This is a genomic window from Pseudomonas sp. 1928-m (assembly GCF_029269135.1).
Lineage (GTDB): Bacteria > Pseudomonadota > Gammaproteobacteria > Pseudomonadales > Pseudomonadaceae > Aquipseudomonas.
Genome location: NZ_JARIXO010000001.1, coordinates 93,048 through 115,380 on the forward strand (window position 1 = coordinate 93,048; position 22,333 = coordinate 115,380).

Here is a 22,333-nt window from a genome sequence, read left to right on the forward strand (position 1 = left end):
CCTGCCATGAATCACTGGCATAAAAAATGACCGGGAGTCATTTTTAACGTCGCGCAGCGACGGCCCGGAGGGTGGCTGCCATGGATGGCAAGCCATAAAAAAACCCCGAAACTTCTTATGGGGGAGGGAAGTTTCGGGGTTCAACATCTGAACCGCTAGGGCGGGGTCCAGAATCTGCCAACACTTAACACAACAAAGGAGCATCGAATGGCGGTCTAGGCCATTCATAAACTCTGAGTGGTTAAGCCGAGGCAAAGTTCAGGATCGTGGCGTAATTAATTAGTTATAAGCAGCCCCGTATTGATACTCATGCGCCTTTAGCGCCCGCCATCCGGGCGCTGCAGCTGGGCTGTGGGGCGCAAATCAATTCAATGGGCTTCATCCCAGTTATCGCCCACACCCACCTCCACCAGCAACGGCACATCCAGCGCGGCGGCATTGCCCATCAGCGGTTTGATCTGCTCGCTCACCTGCTCGACCAAGTCCTCGCGCACCTCCAGCACCAGTTCGTCGTGTACCTGCAGGATGACTTTGGCATCCAGGCCGGATTCGCTCAGCCAGTTATCCACGGTGACCATCGCACGCTTGATGATGTCCGCTGCCGTGCCTTGCATCGGCGCGTTGATCGCGGTGCGCTCGGCGCCTTTGCGCAGCGCCTGATTCTTCGCATGGATATCCGGCAGGTACAGACGACGGCCGAACAGGGTTTCGACAAAGCCCTGCTCGGACGCCTGCTCGCGGGTGCGCTCCATATAGGCCAGCACACCGGGATAGCGGGAGAAATACACATCGATATAGGCCTGCGCCTGCTTGCGGTCGCAACCGATCTGCTTGGCCAAGCCGAAGGCGCTCATGCCGTAGATCAGGCCGAAGTTTATCGCCTTGGCGCTGCGGCGCTGATCCCCCGTAACCTCATCCAGTGGCACGCCGAACACCTCGGCAGCGGTGGCCTTGTGCACATCACGGCCGTGGCGGAAGGCATCCAGCAGGCTTTCGTCCTTGGCCAGGTGGGCCATGATACGCAGCTCGATCTGCGAATAGTCCGCTGCCAGCAGCTTATAGCCCTTGGGTGCGACAAAGGCCTGGCGGATACGCCGGCCCTCGGCCGTGCGGATCGGGATGTTCTGCAGGTTCGGGTCGGTGGACGACAGGCGTCCGGTGGCCGCCACCGCCTGGTGATAGCTGGTGTGGATACGCCCGGTGCGCGGGTTGATCTGCTCCGGCAGGCGGTCGGTGTAGGTGCTTTTCAGTTTACTTAAGGAACGGTACTGCATCAGCACCTTGGGCAGTTCGAAATCCTGCTCGGCCAGTTCGGCCAGCACCGCTTCGGCGGTCGAGGCCTGGCCTTTGGCAGTTTTGCTAAGCACCGGCAAACCCAGTTTTTCGTAGAGAATCACGCCGAGCTGCTTGGGTGAGGCCAGGTTGAATTCTTCACCGGCAATCTCGAAGGCCTGACGCTCCAGCGCCACCAGCTTTTCGCCCAGCTCGTTGCTTTGCAGGCCGAGCAGCTTGGCATCCACCAGCGCGCCCTGGCGTTCGATACGCGCCAGTACCGGCACCAGCGGCATCTCGATCTCATGCAGCACCTTGGCCAGGCTCGGCTCGGCCGACAGCTGGGCCCACAAGTGCTGGTGCAGACGCAGGGTCACGTCAGCATCTTCGGCGGCATAGGGCGCAGCCTGAGCCAGGTCGATCTGGTCGAAGGTCAGCTGCTTGGCGCCTTTGCCGGCGATGTCCTCGAAACGGATATTGCTGTGATCCAGGTACTTGAGCGCCAGGCTGTCCATATCGTGACGGGTAGCGGTGGAGTCCAGCACATAGGATTCGAGCATGGTGTCGAAAGCCACGCCCTGCACCGCAATTGGCGTCGAGGCATTGGCAAGAATATTGATGTCGTACTTGGCGTGCTGACCGACCTTGGCTTTGTTCGGGTCTTCGAGAATCGGCTTTAGCGCCTTGAGCACCGCATCGCGATCCAGTTGGGTCGGCACGCCCATATAAGAGTGGGCGACCGGAATATAGGCTGCTTCGCCGGCCTTAACCGCAAAGGACAGGCCGACCAGTTGCGCCTGTTGCGCATCCAGGCCAGTGGTTTCGGTGTCGAAGGCAATCAGCTCGGCGTTGCGCAATTTCTCCAGCCATTGATCAAACTGCGCCTGCTCCAGGATGCACACGTAATCACCCAAGGCGGCCGGCGCGGGCAGCTCGGCGCCGGGCGCTTCGACTACCGGCGCTGCAGCGGCCGATGCCGCGACAGGTGCCGCACTGGCGCTAGGCGCCAGAGCAAACAGGTCATCGACAGGCGCTGCGGCCGGAGCTTTGACCGCAGGCGCCGGATTGCTACGCAGCAACTCATCGCGCCAGGTCTTGAATTCCAGCTCGGCGTACAACTCGACCAGGGCTGGCACATCCATCTCGCCCGGGTGCAGCGAGTCGATGGCGATATTCAGCGGTACATCCAGCTTGATGGTCGCCAGGGCATAGGACAGGTAGGCCATGTCCTTGTGTTCGGCGAGTTTGGCCGGCAGGGTCTTGGCGCCGCGGATCGGCAGTTCCGGCACTTTATCGAGGTTGGCATAGAGCACATCGAGGCCACCACCGACGCCGACCAGCAGGCCCAGCGCGGTCTTTTCGCCCACGCCCGGCACGCCGGGAATGTTATCGACCTTGTCGCCCATCAGCGCCAGGTAGTCGATGATCAGCTCAGGACCGACCCCGAATTTCGCTTTCACGCCATCGATGTCGTAGACGCTACCGGTCATGGTGTTGACCAGCGTAACGTGCGGGCACACCAGCTGCGCCATGTCCTTGTCGCCGGTGGAGATCACCACGTCGCGACCCTCGGCGGCGCACTGACGGGCCAGGGTGCCGATCACGTCATCGGCCTCGACGCCCTCGACGCACAGCAGCGGGTAACCCATGGCCCTGACGCTGGCGTGCAGCGGCTCGACTTGAACGCGCAATTCATCGGGCATCGACGGGCGATTGGCCTTGTACTCGGCGAACATTTCATCGCGGAAGGTCCCGCCCTTGGCGTCGAACACCACGGCAAACGGGCTTTTCGGGTACTGCTTGCGCAGGCTCTTGAGCATGTTCAGCACGCCCTTCACCGCCCCCGTGGGCAAGCCCTTGGAGGTGGTCAGCGGCGGCAGCGCGTGGAAGGCTCGGTAAAGGTAAGAAGAACCGTCAACCAGAACGAGAGGGGCTTGGCTCATGAGCAGGATCAACCTTTTCGGCGGGGGCAGCGGTAGAATGGCTGCACCATTGGAATCAAAGGGACAAGGTTATCATGCGCGCACTCAATCGCCTGTTGCTCGCCAGCCTGCTGGCATTCACCACCCTGGTCGCCCACGCCGAAGACCCGGTTTCGGCCGACCCGGATGTAACCATTCGCCAGGACGGCGACAAGACCATCCATGAATACCGGGTCAACGGTTTTCTCTACGCGGTCAAGGTCATCCCCAAAGGCGGCAAACCTTACTTCCTGGTACGTGCCGATGGCAGCGATGGCAACTTCGTCCGTTCGGACAGCCCGGATATGTTGATTCCGGCCTGGGAAATTTTCAGCTGGTAAGAAGGCAGTTCTGCAATGTCGGTGTTTACCCCGCTTGAGCGCCACGAGCTCGAGGCGTTTCTCGCCCCCTATGGCCTGGGTCGCTTGCGCGACTTCCAGGGCATTGCTGCGGGCAGCGAGAACAGCAATTTCTTCGTCAGCCTGGAGCAGGGCGAATTCGTGCTGACCCTGATCGAGCGCGGCCCAAGCGCCGACCTGCCGTTCTTTATCGAATTGCTCGACGTGCTGCACGACGCCGGCCTGCCGGTGCCTTACGCCCTGCGCACGACCAGCGGTGAAGCACTGCGCAGCCTGGCGGAAAAGCCGGCGCTGTTGCAGCCGCGCCTGGCCGGCAAGCATGTGCATGAGGCCAATCCGCATCACTGCCAGGAAGTCGGCGCACTGCTGGCGCGCATCCACCTGGCCACACGCAACCAGCCGCTGCCGCGCAAGAGTGATCGGGGTCTGGACTGGATGCTCGCCGAAGGGCCAAGCCTGGCGCTGAAGTTGCCTGATGCGCAGTTGCCGCTACTGCGCGATGCACTGGCGGAAATCCACACGCTCAAGCCACGCATCCTCGCCTTGCCGCAGGCCAATCTGCATGCCGACCTGTTCCGCGACAACGTGCTGTTCGACGGCAATCATCTGGCCGGAGTAATCGACTTCTACAACGCCTGCTCAGGGCCGATGCTCTATGACCTGGCGATTGCCCTGAACGACTGGTGCTCACGGGATGACGGCAGCCTGGACAGCAAGCGCGCACAGGCGCTGCTCGGTGCCTACGCCGGCTTGCGGGCATTTACTGCGACAGAAGCCGAGCTGTGGCCGGCCATGCTGCGCATCGCTTGCGTGCGCTTCTGGCTGTCGCGCCTGATCGCCGCCGAATCCTTCGCTGGCCAGGAAGTACTGATCCATGATCCAAACGAGTTCCAACGCCGCCTGGCCCAGCGCCAGCAGGTTGATCTGGCGTTACCGTTCGCGTTCTAAAGAACCGGGCGCTGACTACAGCGCCTCCAGACAACCCGCCAGCTCACCCGCCAGATTCTCCAGCAAGGCCTCATAGCCGTTTGCATTCACCGGCAAGGCGCCACCTATTGCGTCCAGTTCAGCCAGGGTCACCGGCAGGCCGGCGGTCAGGGTTTGCGCCAGACGTGGGCGGAATGGCGGCTCACTGAAAACGCAGGTCGGCCCGGCTTGTTGCAGGCGCTCGCGCATGGCGGCGACGTGCTGGGCGCCCGGCTGTACTTCACCCAGTACGCTGAACACGCCGGCGTGCTTGAGGCCATAGGCGGCCTCGAAGTAGTCGTAGGCTTCGTGGAAAACGAAGTAGGGCTTGACAGCCAGACCATTCAGGCGACTTTTCAGGCGCTGATCCAGGGCATCCAGACGCTCGCTGAACGCCTTGGCATTGGCCTGATAACGCGCGGCATTGGCCGGATCGGCTTGTGCCAGGTCGGCGGCGATCTTGCCGGCAATCACCCGGGCATTGGCTGGCAGCAACCACAGGTGCGCATCCAGGCTGCCGGGGCGGTGAGCGTGGTCGTGCTGGTCGGCGGCGTGCGCGTGATCTGCGTGATCTGCGTGATCTGCGTGATCTGCGTGATCATCTTGATGCTCGGCGCTATCGCCAAAATGGCGCAGGGACATGCCCGGCACATCCTGCACGGCCACGCTTGGCTTGTCGCGACCGGCCAGCACGCGCGGCAGAAAGCTTTCCAGATCCGCGCCGATCCAGTACAGCAGGTCGGCATCACGCACGCGGCGCACATCGGAGGGGCGCAGCGCGTAGTGGTGCGGTGAAGCGCCTGGCGGCAGCAGTACATCGGGCTGGCCAACGCCGTCCTGCACGGCAGCGGCAATCAGCTGCAGCGGCTTGATACTGGTCAGCACGCGCAGCTGGCTTTGCGACTGGGCCTGAACCGCGCAACTCAGGGAAAAACTGATCAACAACAGGGCAAAGGCCGGAAAAAGACGCAACACGGGGAGCACTCAAGCGGGAAGGAACAGGTAATATAATAACGTCTCTCACCTTATTCGTCGTTGCCCATGACTCAAGCGCCCCTGGCTTCACGCCCACACGACCATTCCCACTGCGTCAATCATGCCCTCGCCGAGGCGGAAAGCATCTGCACGCGCCAGGGGCTGCGCCTGACCACCTTGCGTAAACGCGTGCTGGAACTGGTCTGGGCCAGCCATAAACCGCTGGGCGCCTACGACATTCTCGGCGTGCTGAGCGATGAAGACGGCCGCCGCGCCGCGCCGCCCACGGTGTACCGCGCCCTGGATTTCCTCCTGGAAAACGGCCTGGTGCACCGCATCGCCTCACTCAACGCCTTTGTCGGTTGCAGCCACCCGGAACATGCCCACCAGGGCCAGTTCCTGATCTGCCGGGGCTGCAATGCGGCCATCGAGCTGGAACAGGCGACGATCAGCGACGCCATTATCAGCAGCGCAGCCGGGGTCGGTTTCGCCGTGGAAAGCCAGACCGTGGAAGTGGTCGGCCTCTGCGCAGGCTGCCGGGAGCAGGCATGAGCGACGCCCTGATCCGCCTCGCCGGCGTGGGCGTGACTTTCGCCGGGCAGAGCGTGCTGCAGGATGTGCAGCTCAGCGTAAAGCCGGGTGAAATCGTCACCCTGATCGGCCCCAACGGCGCCGGTAAAACCACCCTGGTGCGCGCCGTGCTCGGCCTGCTCAAGCCCGACACTGGTAGCGTCTGGCGCAAGCCCAAGCTACGCGTCGGCTATATGCCGCAAAAGCTGCATGTCGATGCCACGTTGCCGCTCTCGGTGCTGCGTTTTCTGCGGCTGGTGCCAGGAGTCACGCGCGCGGATGTACAAGCAGCACTGGCCGAAGTCGGTGCCGAGCAGGTGATCGACAGTCCATTGCAAAGCATCTCCGGCGGCGAACTGCAGCGCGTGCTGCTGGCCCGCGCCCTGCTGCGCGAACCGGAACTGCTGGTGCTGGATGAACCGGTGCAGGGCGTCGATGTCGCCGGCCAGGCCGAGCTATACCGCCTGATCACCCAACTGCGCGACCGCCATGGCTGCGGCGTGCTGATGGTGTCGCACGACCTGCATCTGGTGATGAGCACCACCGATCAGGTGGTCTGCCTCAACCGTCACGTCTGCTGTTCCGGCCACCCGGAGCAGGTCAGCTTTGATCCGGCCTTTGTCGAGCTGTTCGGCGAGGACGCCAAGAGCCTGGCCGTCTACACCCACCACCACGACCATGAGCACGACCTGCATGGCGCGGTGGTCACTGAAACGCCGGCCGGCCTGAGCATCAAAGGCCCGGTAAAACCGCATATCCATGGAGATGGCTGCAAGCATGGCTGATTTTCTGCTCAACGCCCTGCTCGCCGGCCTGGCCCTGGCGCTGGTTGCCGGCCCACTGGGTTCCTTTGTGGTGTGGCGGCGCATGGCCTATTTCGGCGACACCCTGTCGCATGCCGCGCTGCTCGGCGTCGCCCTCGGTCTGATGCTCGACGTCAGCCCGACCCTGGCGGTAACCGTCGGTTGCGTACTCCTGGCTGTGCTGCTGGTGACCCTGCAAAGCCGCCAGCCGCTGGCCTCCGATACATTGCTCGGCATCCTCGCCCACAGCACCCTGTCGCTGGGCCTGGTAGTGCTGAGCTTTATGCAGGATGTGCGCATCGACCTGATGGGCTATTTGTTCGGCGATTTGCTGGCCGTCGGCCCGACCGACCTGGCCTGGATCATCGGCGGCAGCGCCCTGGTGCTGGTGCTGTTGGCGCTGCTGTGGCGGCCGCTGCTGGCGATTACCGTGCATGAAGAGCTGGCCAAGGTCGAAGGCCTGCCGGTGGCGGCGATTCGCCTGAGCCTGATGCTGCTGATCGCCGTGGTAATCGCCGTGGCGATGAAGATAGTCGGCGTACTGCTGATCACCTCCTTGCTGATCATTCCCGCCGCCGCCGCCCAGCGCCATGCGCGCACCCCGGAACAGATGGCCTTCGGTGCCAGCCTGCTGGGCATCGTCGCGGTGTGCGGCGGGCTCAGCCTGTCGTGGTTTCAGGACACTCCGGCCGGGCCGTCGATCGTGGTCAGCGCGGCAACCCTGTTTTTACTGAGCTTTGCCCTGCCACGGCGAACCGCCTGAAACCTGCGGTTAAACGGCTTCTCGTCGGGTGGGTTAGGCGCTTGTTACAAGCTGAATGGCCGGTGCGATTTGCCGTTGCGCCGTAACCCACTATCGACGCAACACGGCAGATCATCTGGTGGGTTACGCGACGCGCCAAAGGGGCGATGCCTGGAAGTACGAGGCATGGCGTCGCTAACCCACCCTACGCAGCCTGCCAAGGCGAACCGCCTGAAAGATTGGTGATGCCCCCGAGCGCAGTGTAGACTTGCGCGTTTTTTGCACAATTCGAGACGCGCAGTAATGAAATCGTTCGTTTTCCGTGGATTTCCCCTGATTCTGGTTCTGCTGCTGGCCGGCTGCCAAAGCGCGCCGCAGCAACCGGCCAACCTGCCGGTGGATGACCTGGTCAGCGCCTTTCGCCAGCTCGACCAGAGCCTCGCCAGTGGCGACCTGAGCGGCGCCGAAAGCCAGCTCGCCAACCTGCAGCAACGCGCAGCCGGCGATACGCGCCTGGAGCAATACCAGCGCCAGCTCGCCGAAGCCCATCTGCAACAAGGCCAGAAAGCCCTGCAGTCCGGTGATCTGGACAACGCCACCAAAGCCCTGAGCCGCGCCCGCAGCCTGATGCCACAGGCGCCGGCGCTGACCACCGGCTTGGATGGTGCAATCGCCCAGGCCCGTGAAGCCGAACTGGCCGCCGCCGAACAGCAGCGCCGTGCTGCTGAGCAGGCCGACGCCCGTGCCGAAGCCGCCCGCCTCGAGCAGGCGCGCCAGCTGCGTCTGGCTGCCGAACGGCAGGCCGCCGCAATTCAGGCGACTCAGCTGCCCAATACCCCGCCCGCAGAAAAACCAGCGCCAGCCAAACCGCAAGCGCGCATGATCGACCCAGCCGCCGCCAGCAGCGTGATCGGCATGCCGATGCTGGATAACCAGGACAACGAGCGCCTGCGCAGCCTGCTCGACGGTGTCGCGGCGGATATGGTCGCGTTCAATTGCGCGGTGCGCATCGAAGTGCGCCAGGCCAAGGACTTCCCCTGGGTCGCCTCCCTGCTCAATGCGCGGATCAAACGCCTGGACCCAAATTTCAACCCACGCATGAGCCAGGTGATCAAGCCCGCTCAGGTGCCGCAGCTGGTGCTCACCCCCAAGCGCTGACACGGCTTGGGCAGCACAACGACCGGGCTTGCCCGGTCGTTTGCATTGGCGCTGGCTACACTGCCCAGAGCAGTTAACCATCTAATGCAATTTAGCTATAACCATAGGTCTACAAAGATTTTTGCGACCTAAACAGCGCCGGGTAGACTAGCCGCCGTTTCGGCCTACCCGGCAGCCCGAAAAACCCAAAAGGTTTATCCCGTGATCAATTTTCACCAGGTCCACAAGGCGTATCGCGTCAGTGGTCAGGACATCCCCGCGTTGCAACCGAGCGATCTGCAGATTGCCCGGGGCGAAGTGTTCGGCATCATCGGTCACTCCGGGGCCGGTAAAAGTACTCTGCTGCGCCTGATCAACCGCCTGGAACAGCCCTCCGGCGGGCGCATCGAGATCGACGGTGAAGATGTCACCGCGCTCGATGCCACAGGCCTGCGGCGTTTCCGCCAACAGGTCGGGATGATCTTCCAGCACTTCAATCTGCTGTCTTCCAAGACCGTTGCCGACAACGTCGCTCTGCCGCTGAAACTGGCCGGCGAGTTGCCGCGCAGCGCGATCAATGCCCGCGTGGCTGAGTTGCTGGCACGGGTCGGCCTGCAGGATCACGCCAACAAGTACCCGGCGCAACTCTCTGGCGGGCAGAAACAGCGCGTCGGCATTGCCCGCGCCCTGGCCACCGAACCGAAGATTCTGCTGTGCGACGAAGCCACCAGCGCCCTTGACCCGCAAACCACCGCCTCGGTGTTGCAGCTGCTGGCCGAGATCAACCGTGAGCTGAACCTGACCATTGTGCTGATCACCCACGAGATGGACGTGATCCGCCGCGTGTGTGACCGCGTGGCGGTAATGGATGCCGGCGTTATCGTCGAATCCGGCCCGGTGGCCGAGGTGTTTCTGCACCCGCAGCACGCCACCACCAAGCGTTTCGTGCAGGAAGCCGAGCAGATCGACGAGAACGAACAGCGTGACGATTTTGCCCATGTCGCCGGGCGCATCCTGCGCCTGACCTTCCAGGGCGAGGCCACCTACGCACCGCTGCTGGGCACCGTGGCCCGCGAAACCGGAGTGGATTACAGCATCCTCGCGGGGCGTATCGACCGCATCAAGGACACCCCCTACGGCCAGCTGACCCTGGCCCTGACCGGCGGCGACTTGGACGCCGCACTGGCGCGCTTTGAAGCCGCCGACGTGCACCTGGAGGTGTTGCGCTAATGGAAGCCTTACTGACTCGCCTGCTACCCAACGTCGATTGGGCGGAAATCGGCTACGCCAGCCTGGATACCCTGAGCATGCTCGGCGGCTCCATGCTGTTTACCGTTCTGCTCGGCCTACCGCTGGGTGTGCTGCTGTTTCTCACCAGCCCACGGCAGATGTTCGAGCAGAAAGCCTTCTACGGCTTCCTGTCGCTGCTGGTGAATATCCTGCGCTCGGTGCCGTTCGTGATCCTGCTGATCGTAATGATCCCCTTCACGGTGATCGTCACCGGCACCTCACTGGGCGTCGCCGGGGCCATCCCGCCCCTGGTAGTTGGGGCCACGCCGTTCTTCGCACGCCTGGTGGAAACCGCCCTGCGTGAAGTCGACCGCGGCATTATCGAAGCGACCCAGGCGATGGGCGCAACCACCCGGCAGATCGTGGTCAACGCGCTGTTGCCCGAGGCGCTGCCCGGCATCATCGCGGCCATCACCGTGACGGCAATTACTCTGGTGTCCTACACCGCCATGAGCGGCCTGATTGGCGGCGGCGGCCTCGGCGACCTGGCCGTGCGTTACGGTTATCAGCGTTATCAGCCGGACGTGATGGCAGTGACGGTGATCCTCCTGCTGGTGCTGGTACAGATTCTGCAAACCGTCGGCGACAAGCTGGTGGTGCACTTTTCCAGAAAATAAGGTGCCCCACGGGCACACAAAATCGCGGAATACCGGTTACCTGCCGGCCTCCGCACACATCCCACAAGGAGCTTTACGATGAAAAAACTGATCGCTGCATTCGCTGCCCTGGCAGCCTTCTCCGCCCAGGCCGAAAGCCTGAGCGTCGCCGCCACTGCCGTACCCCACGCGGAAATCCTCGAGTTCGTTAAGCCGGCCCTGGCCGCCGAAGGTGTTGAGCTGAACATCAAGGTGTTCACCGACTACGTGCAGCCGAACGTACAAGTTGCCGAGCAGCGCCTGGATGCCAACTTCTTCCAGCACCAGCCGTACCTGGATGAATTCAACAAGAGCCGTGGCACCGAGCTGGTCAGCGTAGCCGGCGTGCACGTCGAGCCCTTCGGCGCTTACTCCAGCCAGCACAAGAATCTCACTGACCTGCCGCAAGGCGCCAACGTGGTGATCCCTAACGACGCCACCAACGGCGGCCGCGCCCTGTTGCTGCTGCAAAAGGCCGGGGTGATTACCCTGAAGCCGGAAGCCGGCATCCTCGCCACGCCAAAAGACATCGTCGAGAACCCGAAAACCATCAAGGTGCGTGAGCTGGAAGCGGCTACTCTGCCGCGCGTGCTGACCCAGGTCGACCTGGCGCTCATCAACACCAACTACGCCCTGGAAGCCAAGCTCAACCCAACCAAGGATGCGCTGATCATCGAAGGTAACGACTCGCCGTACGTCAACATCCTGGTTGCGCGTGCCGATAACAAGGACAAAGCGGCCCTGCAGAAACTGGCCAAGGCGCTGAACAGCGCCGAAGTGAAAGCCTTTATCGCTGAGAAGTACCAGGGCGCCGTAGTTCCGGCGTTCTAAGACGCCGCGTTAGCTGCACCCCCTGCCAAACCCCGCCTCGTGCGGGGTTTGTCGTTTAGGGCCAGGCGGCCGCGTCACGCAGGCACTCCAGCAGGCAGTCCAGAGCGGGCTGACGCTGAGCGCGGCGCAATATCGCCACCAGTTCGCGGTGGAAGGTCAGCTCGCCCAGCTCAATCACCCGTAACTGTGTTGGCCGCTGCAGCCACAGACCCGCGCGCGGAATCAGTGACACACCAAGCCCGCACTCGACCATCCTTACGATGGCCTCCAGCTCATCCAGTTCCAGCGCTTCCTGCACCACCAGACGCTGCTCGCGGAGGAACTGGTTGACCCGTCGCCCGCCAAACGAGCGTCGGTCGTAACGCACGAACGGCTGCTCGGCGAGGATCTGCAATGGATCATCCGCCGTTACGCCGAGCGGAGTGATCAGCACAAACGGCTCGCGCGCCAAGCTGATCTGCAGCAGCTCCTTGGGCAGCTCAAACGGCGGCTTGATCAGCAGCGCCAGGTCCAGTTCGCCGGCATCGATCTGGCTCAGCAGGTTCAACGACACCCCCGGCACCAGCTTCAGCTCGACGCGTGGCGCGGCTGCACGAAATCGCGGCAAGGCCTCGGGCAGCAAACCGGTCTGCAGCGTGGCAATCGCGCCGACCTTGAGCTCGCCCTGCCACTCGGCCGCGCTGGTCGGCAGGGCCATCTGCGCATAGAGCCCAAGCATCTGCTCCGCCAGCGGCAAGGCATGCCGACCGGCCGCATTGAGCACCGCCGAGCGTCCACTGCGCTCGAACAGGCGGACGCCCAGCCCCTGCTCCAGCACACGCATCTGCGCGCTCACCGCCGACTGAGTCAGGCCAACCTGCTGACCCGCCGCCGCGAAGGTGCCATGCCGCGCCACCGCCACAAAGGTTTTCAACTCGCGCAGCATCGACGCCTCGACTGATCAATTTTGTTTGTGCTTGCGAGCAAGGATATTCGCTTTTAATCAGAATCGCTGTTGCTGAGAATCAACAGACCGTCCTTTCAAGGAATCTCAGCATGGCGCTCGCACCCTTTCACCTGGCTATTCCCGTCTACGACCTGGCTGCCGCACGGCATTTCTATGGCGAGGTGTTCGGCTGCGCGGAGGGTCGCAGCAGTGCGCACTGGGTGGATTTCGACTTCTTCGGCCACCAGTTGGTGATTCACCAGGCGCCGAAGATGACGTATCAGGAAGCCGCACACAGCAACCCGGTGGACGGCCACGACGTGCCGGTACCGCATTTTGGTGTGGTATTGAGTTGGGAGGATTGGCAAACGCTGGCGGCGCGGCTACAGGCCAAGGGCATGCAATTTGTAATCGAACCCTATGTGCGCTTCGCCGGCCAGGTCGGTGAGCAGGCAACGTTGTTCCTGCTCGACCCGTGCGGCAACGCCCTGGAGTTCAAGGCGTTCAAGGACATCAGCCAGCTCTTTGCCAAATAGCGCGTTACGGGCGGGGACGTAGGATGGGTGATAACCCATCAAAATCATTCGCCGGCCTGAAATGCTTCCGCCTGATCACTGGCCCAGTCCCGTGGATAAATGCCCCGGTCGACATAGGCATGAAAGGATGAATGCGGCCAGTCGATCACCCGCTGCACCTGACCGTGCTTGACCGGGTTGTAGTGGATGTAATCGAAGTGCTGTTGCCAGTCCCGTTCATCGCGAATCAGATGTTCCCAGAAGCGTCGCTGCCAAATACCTCGCTCACCCTTTAGCAACTGGCTCATGCGTGCATCATTTCTCGGTAACTGCCGGGAAAAGTTGCCTTTGATTCGTCGGAGACGGTTGGAAAAATCGCGATCACCATCAGGCAAGCGCATCAACAGGTGCAAGTGCTCAGGCATCACCACCCAGGCTTGCAAGCTGAAAGGCGCGCGCTGCTGTTCAAGGCGAACACTCTGCTTAAGTGCAGCGATATGGGAAGTCAGCCAGTCCTGACGGCGGTCAGCGAGGGTCAGGGTAAAGAAGTAGATACCGCCGGGGCGGTAGATTCGCCGGTATTCGGTCATGCGTTCCCATCCATGGGTCGGCTGATGGGTTATCACCCATCCTACGGTCTTGGCCTTTGTAGGGTGGGTGGCAACCCATTAAGTCAATTCACCGTATTGAGCAGGCCGGGCAGCTGCGCGGCCAGCTTGGTGTTGTTGATCGGTGCACGGATAAAGCCGCGCTGCTTGCCGTCGGGGCCGATCAGCACCAGGTTGCCGCTGTGGTCGACGGTGTAGTTTTCTTTGCTGGTGTCGGCCGGAATAAACGGAATGCTGACGCCGTTGGCCAGTTTCTGGATGGTCGCTTCCTCGCCTGTCAGGCCGATAAAGCCGGCATCGAAATAATCCAGGTACTTCTTCAACTGCTCCGGCGTGTCGCGATTGGGGTCAACCGTGACCAGCACGATGCGTAACTTAGCCAGGGTTTCCGGCGGTAGCTGACCTTGCAGTTGGCGCAGCTGGGCAAGGGTGGCCGGGCAAATGTCCGGGCAGAAGGTGTAGCCGAAGAACAATAGGCTCCACTGATCCTTGAGCTGATCGACCGCCACTGTCTGGCCATCCTGATTGGTCAGGTTCAACTCCGGTAGGCTGCGGCTTTGTGGCAGCAGGACGATGCCGGCATCGAGCAGAACGGTGGGATCACCCTGGCCCTTGCTGGTCAGCACCTTGTTGACGGTCAGGCCCAGCACCAGGGCGACGATGGCAACGAGAACAAAAACGGTGATCTGGGTTCGGGTCATGGCACCAACGATTACAGGTTTAACAGCAGAGTCTGGTCATTTAGAAGCGTCGCGAGCGACGGTTATGCAAGGCGAAATCAGCCGAGGAAGCGCAGTGTACGAGTTGTACATGAGCATTCCGAGGCTGATTTCAACGCAGCAGAACCGAGCGCAGTAGCTTCTACATGATCAGATAGTGATCGACTAGCAGGGCGATAAAAAGCGCGAAAAGATACCAGATGCTGTACTTGAAGGTGCTGATCGCCGCATGCGGTTTGCTGTCACGGTACAGCACCACCGCCCAGTACAGAAAGCGCCCGCCCAGCAGCACGGCGCAGGCGAGATAGAGCAGCCCGCTCATATGGATGGCATAAGGCAGCAGGGTCACCGCAAACATCACCAGGGTGTACAGCAGGATATGCACCTTGGTGTAGTGCTCGCCATGGGTCACCGGCAGCATGGGAATATCGGCCTTGGCGTACTCCTCCTTGCGGTGGATGGCCAGGGCCCAGAAGTGCGGTGGCGTCCAGGCGAAGATGATCAGCACCAGCAGCAGCGGTTCGGCGCTGATATGCCCGGTAACCGCGACCCAGCCGAGCAGCGGCGGCGCAGCGCCGGCCAAGCCGCCGATGACGATATTCTGCGGCGTGGCGCGTTTGAGAAAGCCGGTGTAGAGCACCGCGTAGCCGAGCAGCGAGGCCAGGGTTAGCCAGGCTGCGAGTTCGTTGGTAAAGGTCAGCAGTAGCGCCATCCCCGCCACCGCCAACAACAGGGCAAAACCCAGCGCAGCGGTCGGCGACAAACGCCCGGCCGTCACGGGCCGTTTATGGGTGCGCGCCATAATCGAATCGATACGCCGGTCCACCACATGGTTGACCGCAGCCGCCGCGCCGGCACACAGACCGATGCCGAGGTTGCCGAAGATCAACACCTGCCAAGCCACGCCCGCCCGTGTGGCGAGGAACATGCCGACCAAGGAGGTGATCAGCATCAGCACCACCACCCGCGGCTTGGTCAGCTCCAGGTAGTCGCGCCAGCTGGCGTGGGCTTGGTGTTCGCGCGCTAGAGTAGCCATAGGGTCTCTCCTCGATTGTTCTTGTTATTTGCCGGGCAGCGCGGCAAAACCAGCCTGCGCACTTGTCACCGGGGATGCCAGCCGTACGCGGCTGCGCAGCCGATAATTGATCAGCACCAGGGTTAGCAGCAAAGCAGCGCCGCCGAGGTTATGCGCCACCGCCACCAGCAGCGGCAGATGGAATACCACGTTGCTGATGCCCAGGCTGACCTGCACCACCAGCGCCAGCAGCAGCAAGCCGGCCAGCCGCAACTGACCATGGCGCTTGAGTTGCCAGGCCAACAGCAGCAGCGCCAGGGTCACCAACAGCGCACCGATACGATGGGTCATATGAATAGCGGTGCGCGCGTCGCTGTCGAGCTGGCCGCCGAGGTAGTTGGGGCCGATATGCTGGGTCAGGTGAAAGCCATTGGCGAAGTCCATCGCTGGCCACCATTCGCCATGACAGGTCGGCAGATCTACGCAGGCCACTGCCGCGTAGTTGCTGCTGACCCAACCACCGAGGGCGATCTGCCCAACAACCAGCAGCAAACCAAGCGCCGCCAGGCTGCGCAGTCGCGCGGGCAGATTGGCCAAGGCGGCCGCCTTACCGGATAGACGCAGCGTTAGAAGAAACAACAGACTAAGGGTGGCGAAACCACCGAGCAGGTGCGCCGTCACCACCTGTGGCCAGAGCTTGAGGGTCACCGTCCACATGCCAAAGGCGGCCTGCAACGTCACCAGCCCGAGCAACAGCAGGGGCAGTTTGAGTGGCTGATCCACCTCGCCACGGCGGCGCAGCGCCTGTATCGCCAAGCCGAGAATCACCAAACCCAGGGCGCCGGCAAAATAGCGATGGATCATCTCGTACCAGCCCTTGGCGACTTCGACCGGCGCTTCGGGGAAACGCGCCTCGGCCAGGGTCTGTTTATGCTCACTCATCGGCACGCCGATAAAGCCGTAGCAGCCGGGCCAGTCCGGACAACCGAGGCCGGCGTGGGTCAAGCGGGTATAGGCACCGAGCAGCACCACCACGACCGCCAGCAGAGTGGCGAACAGGGCAAAACGGTAACCGGGCTTGCTCATCATCAGTCCTTAGCCGTGGGCAGCATTAACCAATTTGCGAGATTTTCAGCAGGTGCCGCAGGTCGTTGAGAATCTCCTTGCCCTTGCTGGTGGCGTCATAACGCAGCACCAGGTTGCCGCGCGGGTCGACAATCCACAGCTGCGCGCCGGAGGCGGAGCCGGCGGTTTTTCCGTAGGTATCCAGCTGCAGCTGATAGCGCGCCAGTTGCGGGTATTCGCGGCGCAGCTGGGCGTCATAGTCGCCCGCGATGGGCTGGGCAGTGGCCAGGCCATGGGCGGCGCGGGCGACATCACGGTTTAGGCCGATATGCACCTGGCGGGCGAGAAACACCAGTTCTTTGCAGGCGGCATCGCAGACATCCGGCACGGTCACCAGCAGTTGCCAGCGCTGCTCATCGGCACCGACCACGCCGAGGTCGGCGCGGGTTTGTCCGGTACCGATCAGTTCGCCGTGGTAGCTGCGGGTTTCCGGCACCCAGAAGCGCCACTGATACATGGCGCTGGCGAGGATCATCGGGCCGATAACCACGGCCAGAATCAGGATCAGTTGCAGCCGCCCACGGCGACGCTGGCTGGGCGACACTTCAGGCAGGGCGATGGCTGGGTTCATGGCGAGTCTCCCGCGCGTTAGATAGACCTAAATAGATAAACAGGCAGAGCAAGGCCGCCGCCAGGGCGAACCATTGCACGGCATAACCAAGATGTTTGTCGGGGCTCATGGCGATAACCGGCCAATCGCTCTGAAATGACGCTGGACCCGGTTCGAGGCGCACCTCATAGCTCAGGCCACCACGCCCCAGTTGCTGCCAGAGGTCATCCGGTTTGACCTCACTGATCACCTGCGGCCAGCCAGGAGCCGGTTGCGCCCCCTGCAGCTGAAACGCTTCACCCAGCGGCACATACACCGTGGCTTGCAGGCGTAGCGGCGTATCCGGGGTGGCGAAGGTTGGGCTGATGCGACGGTCCGGCCAAGGCAGCCAGCCGCGATTGAGCAACAGCCAGAGGCCGCTGGCTTGGTCATAGAAGGGTTGCAGCACTTCCACACCCACCTTGCCGTCGCGGGTGCGGTTGTCCAGCAGCAGGGTATGCCGCGCATCGAAGAAGCCCTGCAGCTGCACGCGCTGGTAAGCCGGGTTGGGATGCCGCTCCAGCTCAGCGATGCTGATCGGTGCGGTCTGTTGCTGGGCTTGATGCGCGGCCAACAGCTCGCGCTTTTCTTCAGCCCGTGCCAGCTGCCAGAAGCCCAGGGCGACCAGGCAGGGAAATAGCAGCAGCACCAGTACGCTAGGCAGCCAGCCAGGACGGAAGGCGCTCATAGCAACCTTCCTAAAGCCCTGAACAAGCTGGCTATACTGCAGCTGAAGCGCATTTCCCTTCCCCCGAAGTTCCGCTTGGGAGTCACGCATGCTCAAAGCCGCGATCGTCCTGTTACTACTGGCTACTCTGGTCAGCCTATTCAGTGGCCTGTTCTTTCTGGTCAAGGACGAAGGTAAAACCTCCCGGGTGGTCAACGCGCTGACTGTGCGCGTGACCCTTACCGCGCTAACCGTTGCCCTTATTGCCTGGGGCTTCTATAGCGGCCAACTGGTTTCCCAAGTCACCTGGTGATGCCGTTAAATCACATAAACGAAGACGAACAGACCAATCCACACCACATCGACAAAGTGCCAATACCAGGCCGCCGCCTCGAAGCCGAAGTGCTGCTCGGGGCTAAAATGGCCGCGGATAACCCGAATCAACATGATGCTCAGCATCAGCGCGCCCAGGGTCACGTGAGCACCGTGGAAGCCGGTGAGCATAAAGAAGGTCGCGCCATAGATGCCCGAGCCCAAGGTCAGGCCCAGTTCGGTGTAAGCGTGGATATATTCCTCGACCTGCAGCACCAGAAAGGCGATGCCGAGAATCACCGTCAGCGCCAGCCACAGGGTCAGCGGCTTACGGTGGTTCTTGCGCAGCGCGTGATGGGCGAAGGTCAGGGTAAAGCTGGAAGTGACCAGCAGAATGGTGTTGATCAGCGGCAAGCCCCAAGCGCTGATGGTGCCACTCGGCGCCGGATAGAGTTTCGGGTCAGGCGTATTGAGCAGCGGCCAGCTGTATTCGAAGCCCGGCCAGAGCATATTGCTCACCCCTTTGTCGCCCTCGCCGCCGAGCCAAGGGCCCGCCCAGGTGCGCACGTAGAACAGCACGCCGAAGAAGGCGGCGAAGAACATCACCTCGGAGAAAATAAACCAGCTCATGCCCCAGCGGAACGAGCGGTCCATCTGCGGGCTGTACATGCCGGAGCGGCTTTCCTTGATCACATTGCCGAACCAGCCGAACAGCATATAGGCGAGAAACAGGCCGCCGATAAAGAAGATCAGTGGGCCGTTGGAGTCGGCGCGATCGGCCTTCATATCGTTGAACCAGGTGCCTACGCCGTACACCGAGAACAGCATGCCCAGGGTGGCGATGATCGGCCACTTGCTCTGGGCCGGGACGTAATAGCTTTCGTGACTTTCGTGACTCGACATTTATTGTTCTCCTTATGGAGTCGCCCGGGTAAGGGTCGCTTGTGCCACCGGCGGTTTGCGCGCGGTGATATCGAACAGGGTGTAGCCCAAGGTCAGGTGCTTCACGTCCTTGGGCAAGTCTCTGTCGACGATAAAGCGCACCGGCATTTCGATGCGCTCACCGGGTTGCAGTACCTGCTGGGTAAAGCAGAAGCATTCGGTCTTGTGAAAGTAGGCAGCCGCTTTGGACGGCGCCACGCTGGGGATCGCCTGGGCGCTCATCGGTTTGTCCGTGGGGTTGTAGGCCACATAGACCATCTCGGTGCTCTGACCGGGATGAACCGTCAGCTCATCGGCCAGCGGACGGAATTCCCAGACCATCTCGGCTGAATTGGTGGCGAGAAACTGCACCCGCACCTGACGCGATTGATCGGTGCTTTGCAGCCCAGCCTCATAGGCACCAGCGGTCTTGCCGTTGATGCCAAAGGCCTGGCACATCACGTCATAAATCGGCACCAGAGCGAAGCCGAAGCCGAACATGCCGACCACCACCAGTGACAGACGGATAACCAGGCGGCGGGTCAGACGCTCCTCAGTCATGAGCCAGACCTTTGCGATGCTCGTGTTCGCCACTCATATCCGGCGGCGTGCTGAAGGTGTGGTAAGGCGCGGGCGACGGCACTGTCCACTCCAACCCTTCGGCACCATCCCAAGGCTTGGCCGCAGCGGGTTTGCCGCCACGGATGCACTTGATGACGATAAACAGGAACAGCAACTGGGTGGCGCCGAACATAAAGGCACCGATGCTCGAGACCATATTGAAGTTGGCGAACATCATGTTGTAGTCCGGGATACGCCGCGGCATGCCGGCCAGGCCGACAAAGTGCATCGGGAAGAACGCCAGGTTCATACCGATAAAACTCATCCAGAAATGCAGCTTGCCGAGGGTCTCGTCATACATATGCCCAGTCCACTTCGGCAGCCAGTAGTAGGCCGAGGCGAAGATGCCGAAGATCGCCCCAGGCACCAGCACATAGTGGAAATGCGCCACCACGAAGTAGGTGTCGTGGTACTGGAAGTCCGCAGGAGCGATGGCCAGCATCAGGCCGGAGAAACCGCCGATGGTGAACAGGATGACGAAGGCCACCGAGAACAGCATCGGCGTTTCGAAGGTCATCGAGCCGCGCCACATGGTGCTGGCCCAGTTGAACACCTTCACCCCGGTCGGCACGGCGATCAGCATGGTCGCGTACATAAAGAACAGCTCACCGGTCAGCGGGATGCCGACGGTAAACATGTGGTGCGCCCAGACGATAAACGACAGAAAGGCGATCGACGCGGTGGCGTAGACCATCGAGGTGTAGCCAAACAGCGGCTTACGGGCGAAGGCCGGAATAATCGCACTGACCGCGCCGAACGCCGGCAGGATCATGATGTACACCTCGGGGTGACCGAAGAACCAGAACACGTGCTGGAACAGCACCGGGTCACCGCCACCGGCGGCACTGAAGAAGCTGGTGCCGAAGTGGATGTCCATCAGCATCATGGTTACGCAACCGGCCAGTACCGGCATCACCGCGATCAGCAGGAAGGCAGTGATCAGCCAGGTCCAGACGAACAGCGGCATCTTCATCAGGGTCATGCCGGGGGCGCGCAGGTTGAGGATGGTAGCGACCACGTTGATCGCCCCCATGATCGAACTGATACCCATCAGATGCACGGCGAAGATAAAGAAGGTCACCGATTCCGGCGCGTAGGTGGTCGACAGCGGCGCATAGAAGGTCCAACCGAAGTTGGGTCCGCCGCCCTCCATAAACAATGTGCTGATCAACATGCCAAACGCCGCTGGCAGCAGCCAGAAGCTGAAGTTGTTCATCCGCGGCAGGGCCATATCCGGCGCGCCGATCATCAGCGGAATCATCCAGTTGGCCAGGCCGACGAAGGCCGGCATCACCGCGCCAAACACCATGATCAGGCCGTGCATGGTGGTCATCTGGTTGAAGAACTCCGGCTGCACAATCTGCAGGCCCGGCTGGAACAGCTCGGCACGAATCACCATGGCCATGCTGCCGCCAAGCAGGAACATGGCGAAGCTGAACCACAGGTACATGGTGCCAATGTCTTTGTGGTTGGTGGTCAACACCCAGCGCATCAGGCCTTTGGCCGGGCCGTGGTGATGGTCATGTCCGGCATGACCGTGGCCTGCGTGGCCCGGATCGATCACTGCACTCATGTCCTTACTCCTGAGCCTGTTTGAACGCGAGGATGTCTTTCGGCGTGACCATGTCGCCTACCGCATTGCCCCAGGCATTGCGTTCATAGGTGATGATCGCGGCGATATCGACTTCCGAAAGTTGCTTGCCAAAGGCGGCCATCGAAGTGCCCGGCTTGCCGTTGACCACGATGTCGATATGCCCTTTGGCCTCACCCTTGGCGATGGCCGAACCTTTCAACGCCGGGAACATCGGCGGCAGCCCTTCACCGTTGGCCTGGTGACAAGCCACGCAGGCGGTGTTGTAGGCCTTCTCGCCACGCGTAATCAGCTCTTCCATGGTCCACTCTTTAGTGGTCAGCTCCTTCTCGGCGGCAGCCAATTGCTTGCGCTCGGCGAGCCAGGCGGCGTAGTCCTCTTTCGACTTGGCCTCGACCACCACGGGCATAAAGCCGTGATCCTTGCCGCACAGCTCGGTGCACTGGCCACGGTAGATGCCGGGCTCGTCGATGCGCGTCCAGGATTCGTTGATAAAGCCGGGGATGGCGTCCTTCTTCACCGCCAAGGCCGGCACCCACCAGGAGTGGATTACATCGGCGGCGGTGATCAGAAAACGCACCTTGGTGCCGACCGGCACCACCAGCGGCTCATCGACCTCCAACAGGTAATGCTCACCCTTGGTGGCCTTGTTGTTGATCTGATCTTGGGGGGTGGTCAGGTTGCTGAAGAACTCGACGTCTTCACCCAGGTATTTGTAGTGCCATTTCCATTGATAACCGGTGACCTGGATATCCAGCTCCGACTCGCTGGAGTCGTAGATCTCGATCAGGGTCTTGGTCGCCGGTATCGCCATCAGCACCAAAATCACTAACGGCACGACCGTCCAGAGAATCTCGACCGTGGTGCTTTCATGGAAGTGCGCGGGCTGCTGGCCGGTGGAGCGGCGGTGGACGAGCATCGACCAGAACATCGCGCCGAACACGATCACGCCGATCACGACGCAGATCCAGAAGATGGTCATGTGCAAGTCAAATACTGAGCGGCTGACCTCGGTGGCACCCGGCGTCATATTGACGCCCCAGCTGGCGTGCGCCGTGCTGAATACCAACCACAACAGGAGGCCCATCCAGACTCGTGGATGTCGCATCATTGCGGGTTCCCCTTAATTTTTCTTGTTATCCCGCCGAATCGCTCAGTGGCTAAGCCTTCGCACATTTCACGGT

Annotated in this window: 24 protein-coding genes; 11 read left to right on the plus strand and 13 right to left on the minus strand. The window is 61.8% G+C overall.

Annotated elements, in window-relative coordinates; translation table 11 throughout:
* Positions 1-368: 368 nt before the first annotated feature.
* Positions 369-3,215, minus strand: coding sequence for a DNA polymerase I (gene polA, locus P3C18_RS00410; protein ID WP_275959917.1), 2,847 nt, complete (start codon positions 3,213-3,215; stop codon positions 369-371).
* 74 nt (positions 3,216-3,289) lie between these two features.
* Between polA and P3C18_RS00415 the strand changes: the two genes are divergently transcribed.
* Positions 3,290-3,574, plus strand: a complete 285-nt coding sequence (locus tag P3C18_RS00415; protein ID WP_275959918.1) for a DUF2782 domain-containing protein — start codon at positions 3,290-3,292, stop codon at positions 3,572-3,574.
* Positions 3,575-3,589: 15 nt separating this feature from the next.
* Positions 3,590-4,540, plus strand: a complete 951-nt coding sequence (locus P3C18_RS00420; RefSeq protein WP_275959919.1) for a homoserine kinase — start codon at positions 3,590-3,592, stop codon at positions 4,538-4,540.
* A gap of 15 nt (positions 4,541-4,555) precedes the next feature.
* On the opposite strand, the gene znuA is transcribed toward P3C18_RS00420, so the two are convergent.
* Positions 4,556-5,506 carry a zinc ABC transporter substrate-binding protein ZnuA gene (znuA, locus tag P3C18_RS00425; protein ID WP_275961552.1) on the minus strand — a complete coding sequence of 317 codons (951 nt, stop codon included), beginning with the start codon at positions 5,504-5,506 and terminating at the stop codon, positions 4,556-4,558.
* Between the two features lie 93 nt (positions 5,507-5,599).
* Between znuA and P3C18_RS00430 the strand changes: the two genes are divergently transcribed.
* The 7 genes from P3C18_RS00430 (at position 5,600) to P3C18_RS00460 (ending at position 11,541) form a co-directional block, all read left to right on the plus strand.
* Positions 5,600-6,085 (plus strand): Fur family transcriptional regulator, encoded by a 486-nt coding sequence (locus tag P3C18_RS00430; RefSeq protein WP_275959920.1) that lies wholly within the window; start codon positions 5,600-5,602, stop codon positions 6,083-6,085.
* The gene (znuC, locus tag P3C18_RS00435) at positions 6,082-6,888 is read left to right on the plus strand and encodes a zinc ABC transporter ATP-binding protein ZnuC (RefSeq protein WP_275959921.1); all 807 of its coding nucleotides are present in this window, start codon (positions 6,082-6,084) and stop codon (positions 6,886-6,888) included. The genes P3C18_RS00430 and znuC overlap by 4 nt, the downstream gene beginning before the upstream one ends.
* Positions 6,881-7,669 carry a zinc ABC transporter permease subunit ZnuB gene (gene znuB, locus P3C18_RS00440; RefSeq protein WP_275959922.1) on the plus strand — a complete coding sequence of 263 codons (789 nt, stop codon included), beginning with the start codon at positions 6,881-6,883 and terminating at the stop codon, positions 7,667-7,669. The genes znuC and znuB overlap by 8 nt, the downstream gene beginning before the upstream one ends.
* A gap of 282 nt (positions 7,670-7,951) precedes the next feature.
* Positions 7,952-8,806, plus strand: coding sequence for a PA5502 family lipoprotein (locus tag P3C18_RS00445; RefSeq protein ID WP_275959923.1), 855 nt, complete (start codon positions 7,952-7,954; stop codon positions 8,804-8,806).
* A 201-nt stretch (positions 8,807-9,007) separates the two neighbouring features.
* On the plus strand, positions 9,008-10,015 hold the full coding sequence (locus tag P3C18_RS00450) for a methionine ABC transporter ATP-binding protein (protein ID WP_275959924.1): 1,008 nt from the start codon (positions 9,008-9,010) through the stop codon (positions 10,013-10,015).
* The gene (locus P3C18_RS00455; protein WP_090254404.1) at positions 10,015-10,692 is read left to right on the plus strand and encodes a methionine ABC transporter permease; all 678 of its coding nucleotides are present in this window, start codon (positions 10,015-10,017) and stop codon (positions 10,690-10,692) included. The genes P3C18_RS00450 and P3C18_RS00455 overlap by 1 nt, the downstream gene beginning before the upstream one ends.
* 78 nt (positions 10,693-10,770) lie before the next feature.
* Positions 10,771-11,541 (plus strand): MetQ/NlpA family ABC transporter substrate-binding protein, encoded by a 771-nt coding sequence (locus P3C18_RS00460; protein ID WP_275959925.1) that lies wholly within the window; start codon positions 10,771-10,773, stop codon positions 11,539-11,541.
* A gap of 55 nt (positions 11,542-11,596) precedes the next feature.
* Here P3C18_RS00460 and P3C18_RS00465 read toward each other — a convergent pair whose 3' ends face one another.
* Positions 11,597-12,466, minus strand: coding sequence for a LysR substrate-binding domain-containing protein (locus tag P3C18_RS00465; protein WP_275959926.1), 870 nt, complete (start codon positions 12,464-12,466; stop codon positions 11,597-11,599).
* A 110-nt stretch (positions 12,467-12,576) separates the two neighbouring features.
* On the opposite strand from P3C18_RS00465, the gene P3C18_RS00470 reads away from it, so the two are divergent.
* A complete protein-coding gene (locus tag P3C18_RS00470) occupies positions 12,577-13,002 on the plus strand; it encodes a VOC family protein (RefSeq protein WP_275959927.1) in 426 nt (141 codons plus the stop codon).
* Between the two features lie 44 nt (positions 13,003-13,046).
* Here P3C18_RS00470 and P3C18_RS00475 read toward each other — a convergent pair whose 3' ends face one another.
* From P3C18_RS00475 to P3C18_RS00500, 6 genes are all read right to left on the minus strand, one after another.
* Positions 13,047-13,571: a transposase gene (locus P3C18_RS00475; protein ID WP_275959928.1), complete on the minus strand. Its 525-nt coding sequence runs from the start codon at positions 13,569-13,571 to the stop codon at positions 13,047-13,049.
* Positions 13,572-13,654: 83 nt separating this feature from the next.
* Complete coding sequence (locus P3C18_RS00480; protein ID WP_275959929.1) at positions 13,655-14,290, minus strand: SCO family protein; 636 nt, start codon at positions 14,288-14,290, stop codon at positions 13,655-13,657.
* A gap of 160 nt (positions 14,291-14,450) precedes the next feature.
* Positions 14,451-15,344, minus strand: a complete 894-nt coding sequence (cyoE, locus tag P3C18_RS00485) for a heme o synthase (protein ID WP_275959930.1) — start codon at positions 15,342-15,344, stop codon at positions 14,451-14,453.
* A gap of 24 nt (positions 15,345-15,368) precedes the next feature.
* A complete protein-coding gene (locus P3C18_RS00490) occupies positions 15,369-16,409 on the minus strand; it encodes a COX15/CtaA family protein (RefSeq protein WP_275959931.1) in 1,041 nt (346 codons plus the stop codon).
* Between the two features lie 25 nt (positions 16,410-16,434).
* Positions 16,435-17,019 (minus strand): hypothetical protein, encoded by a 585-nt coding sequence (locus P3C18_RS00495; protein WP_275959932.1) that lies wholly within the window; start codon positions 17,017-17,019, stop codon positions 16,435-16,437.
* Entirely contained in the window at positions 16,994-17,725 is a 732-nt protein-coding gene (locus tag P3C18_RS00500; protein ID WP_275959933.1) for an SURF1 family protein, read from the minus strand. Before P3C18_RS00500 ends, P3C18_RS00495 begins: the two co-directional genes overlap by 26 nt.
* 88 nt (positions 17,726-17,813) lie before the next feature.
* Between P3C18_RS00500 and P3C18_RS00505 the strand changes: the two genes are divergently transcribed.
* Positions 17,814-18,017, plus strand: a complete 204-nt coding sequence (locus P3C18_RS00505; RefSeq protein WP_275959934.1) for a twin transmembrane helix small protein — start codon at positions 17,814-17,816, stop codon at positions 18,015-18,017.
* Between the two features lie 5 nt (positions 18,018-18,022).
* Here P3C18_RS00505 and P3C18_RS00510 read toward each other — a convergent pair whose 3' ends face one another.
* From P3C18_RS00510 to coxB, 4 genes are read right to left on the minus strand one after another with little or no spacing between them, the layout of a single operon-like run.
* Positions 18,023-18,919: a cytochrome c oxidase subunit 3 gene (locus P3C18_RS00510; protein ID WP_275959935.1), complete on the minus strand. Its 897-nt coding sequence runs from the start codon at positions 18,917-18,919 to the stop codon at positions 18,023-18,025.
* A gap of 12 nt (positions 18,920-18,931) precedes the next feature.
* Complete coding sequence (locus P3C18_RS00515) at positions 18,932-19,498, minus strand: cytochrome c oxidase assembly protein (RefSeq protein WP_275959936.1); 567 nt, start codon at positions 19,496-19,498, stop codon at positions 18,932-18,934.
* A complete protein-coding gene (gene ctaD / locus P3C18_RS00520) occupies positions 19,491-21,131 on the minus strand; it encodes a cytochrome c oxidase subunit I (RefSeq protein WP_275959937.1) in 1,641 nt (546 codons plus the stop codon). Before ctaD ends, P3C18_RS00515 begins: the two co-directional genes overlap by 8 nt.
* Before the next feature lie 4 nt (positions 21,132-21,135).
* The gene (coxB, locus tag P3C18_RS00525) at positions 21,136-22,260 is read right to left on the minus strand and encodes a cytochrome c oxidase subunit II (RefSeq protein WP_275959938.1); all 1,125 of its coding nucleotides are present in this window, start codon (positions 22,258-22,260) and stop codon (positions 21,136-21,138) included.
* Positions 22,261-22,333: the final 73 nt, after the last annotated feature.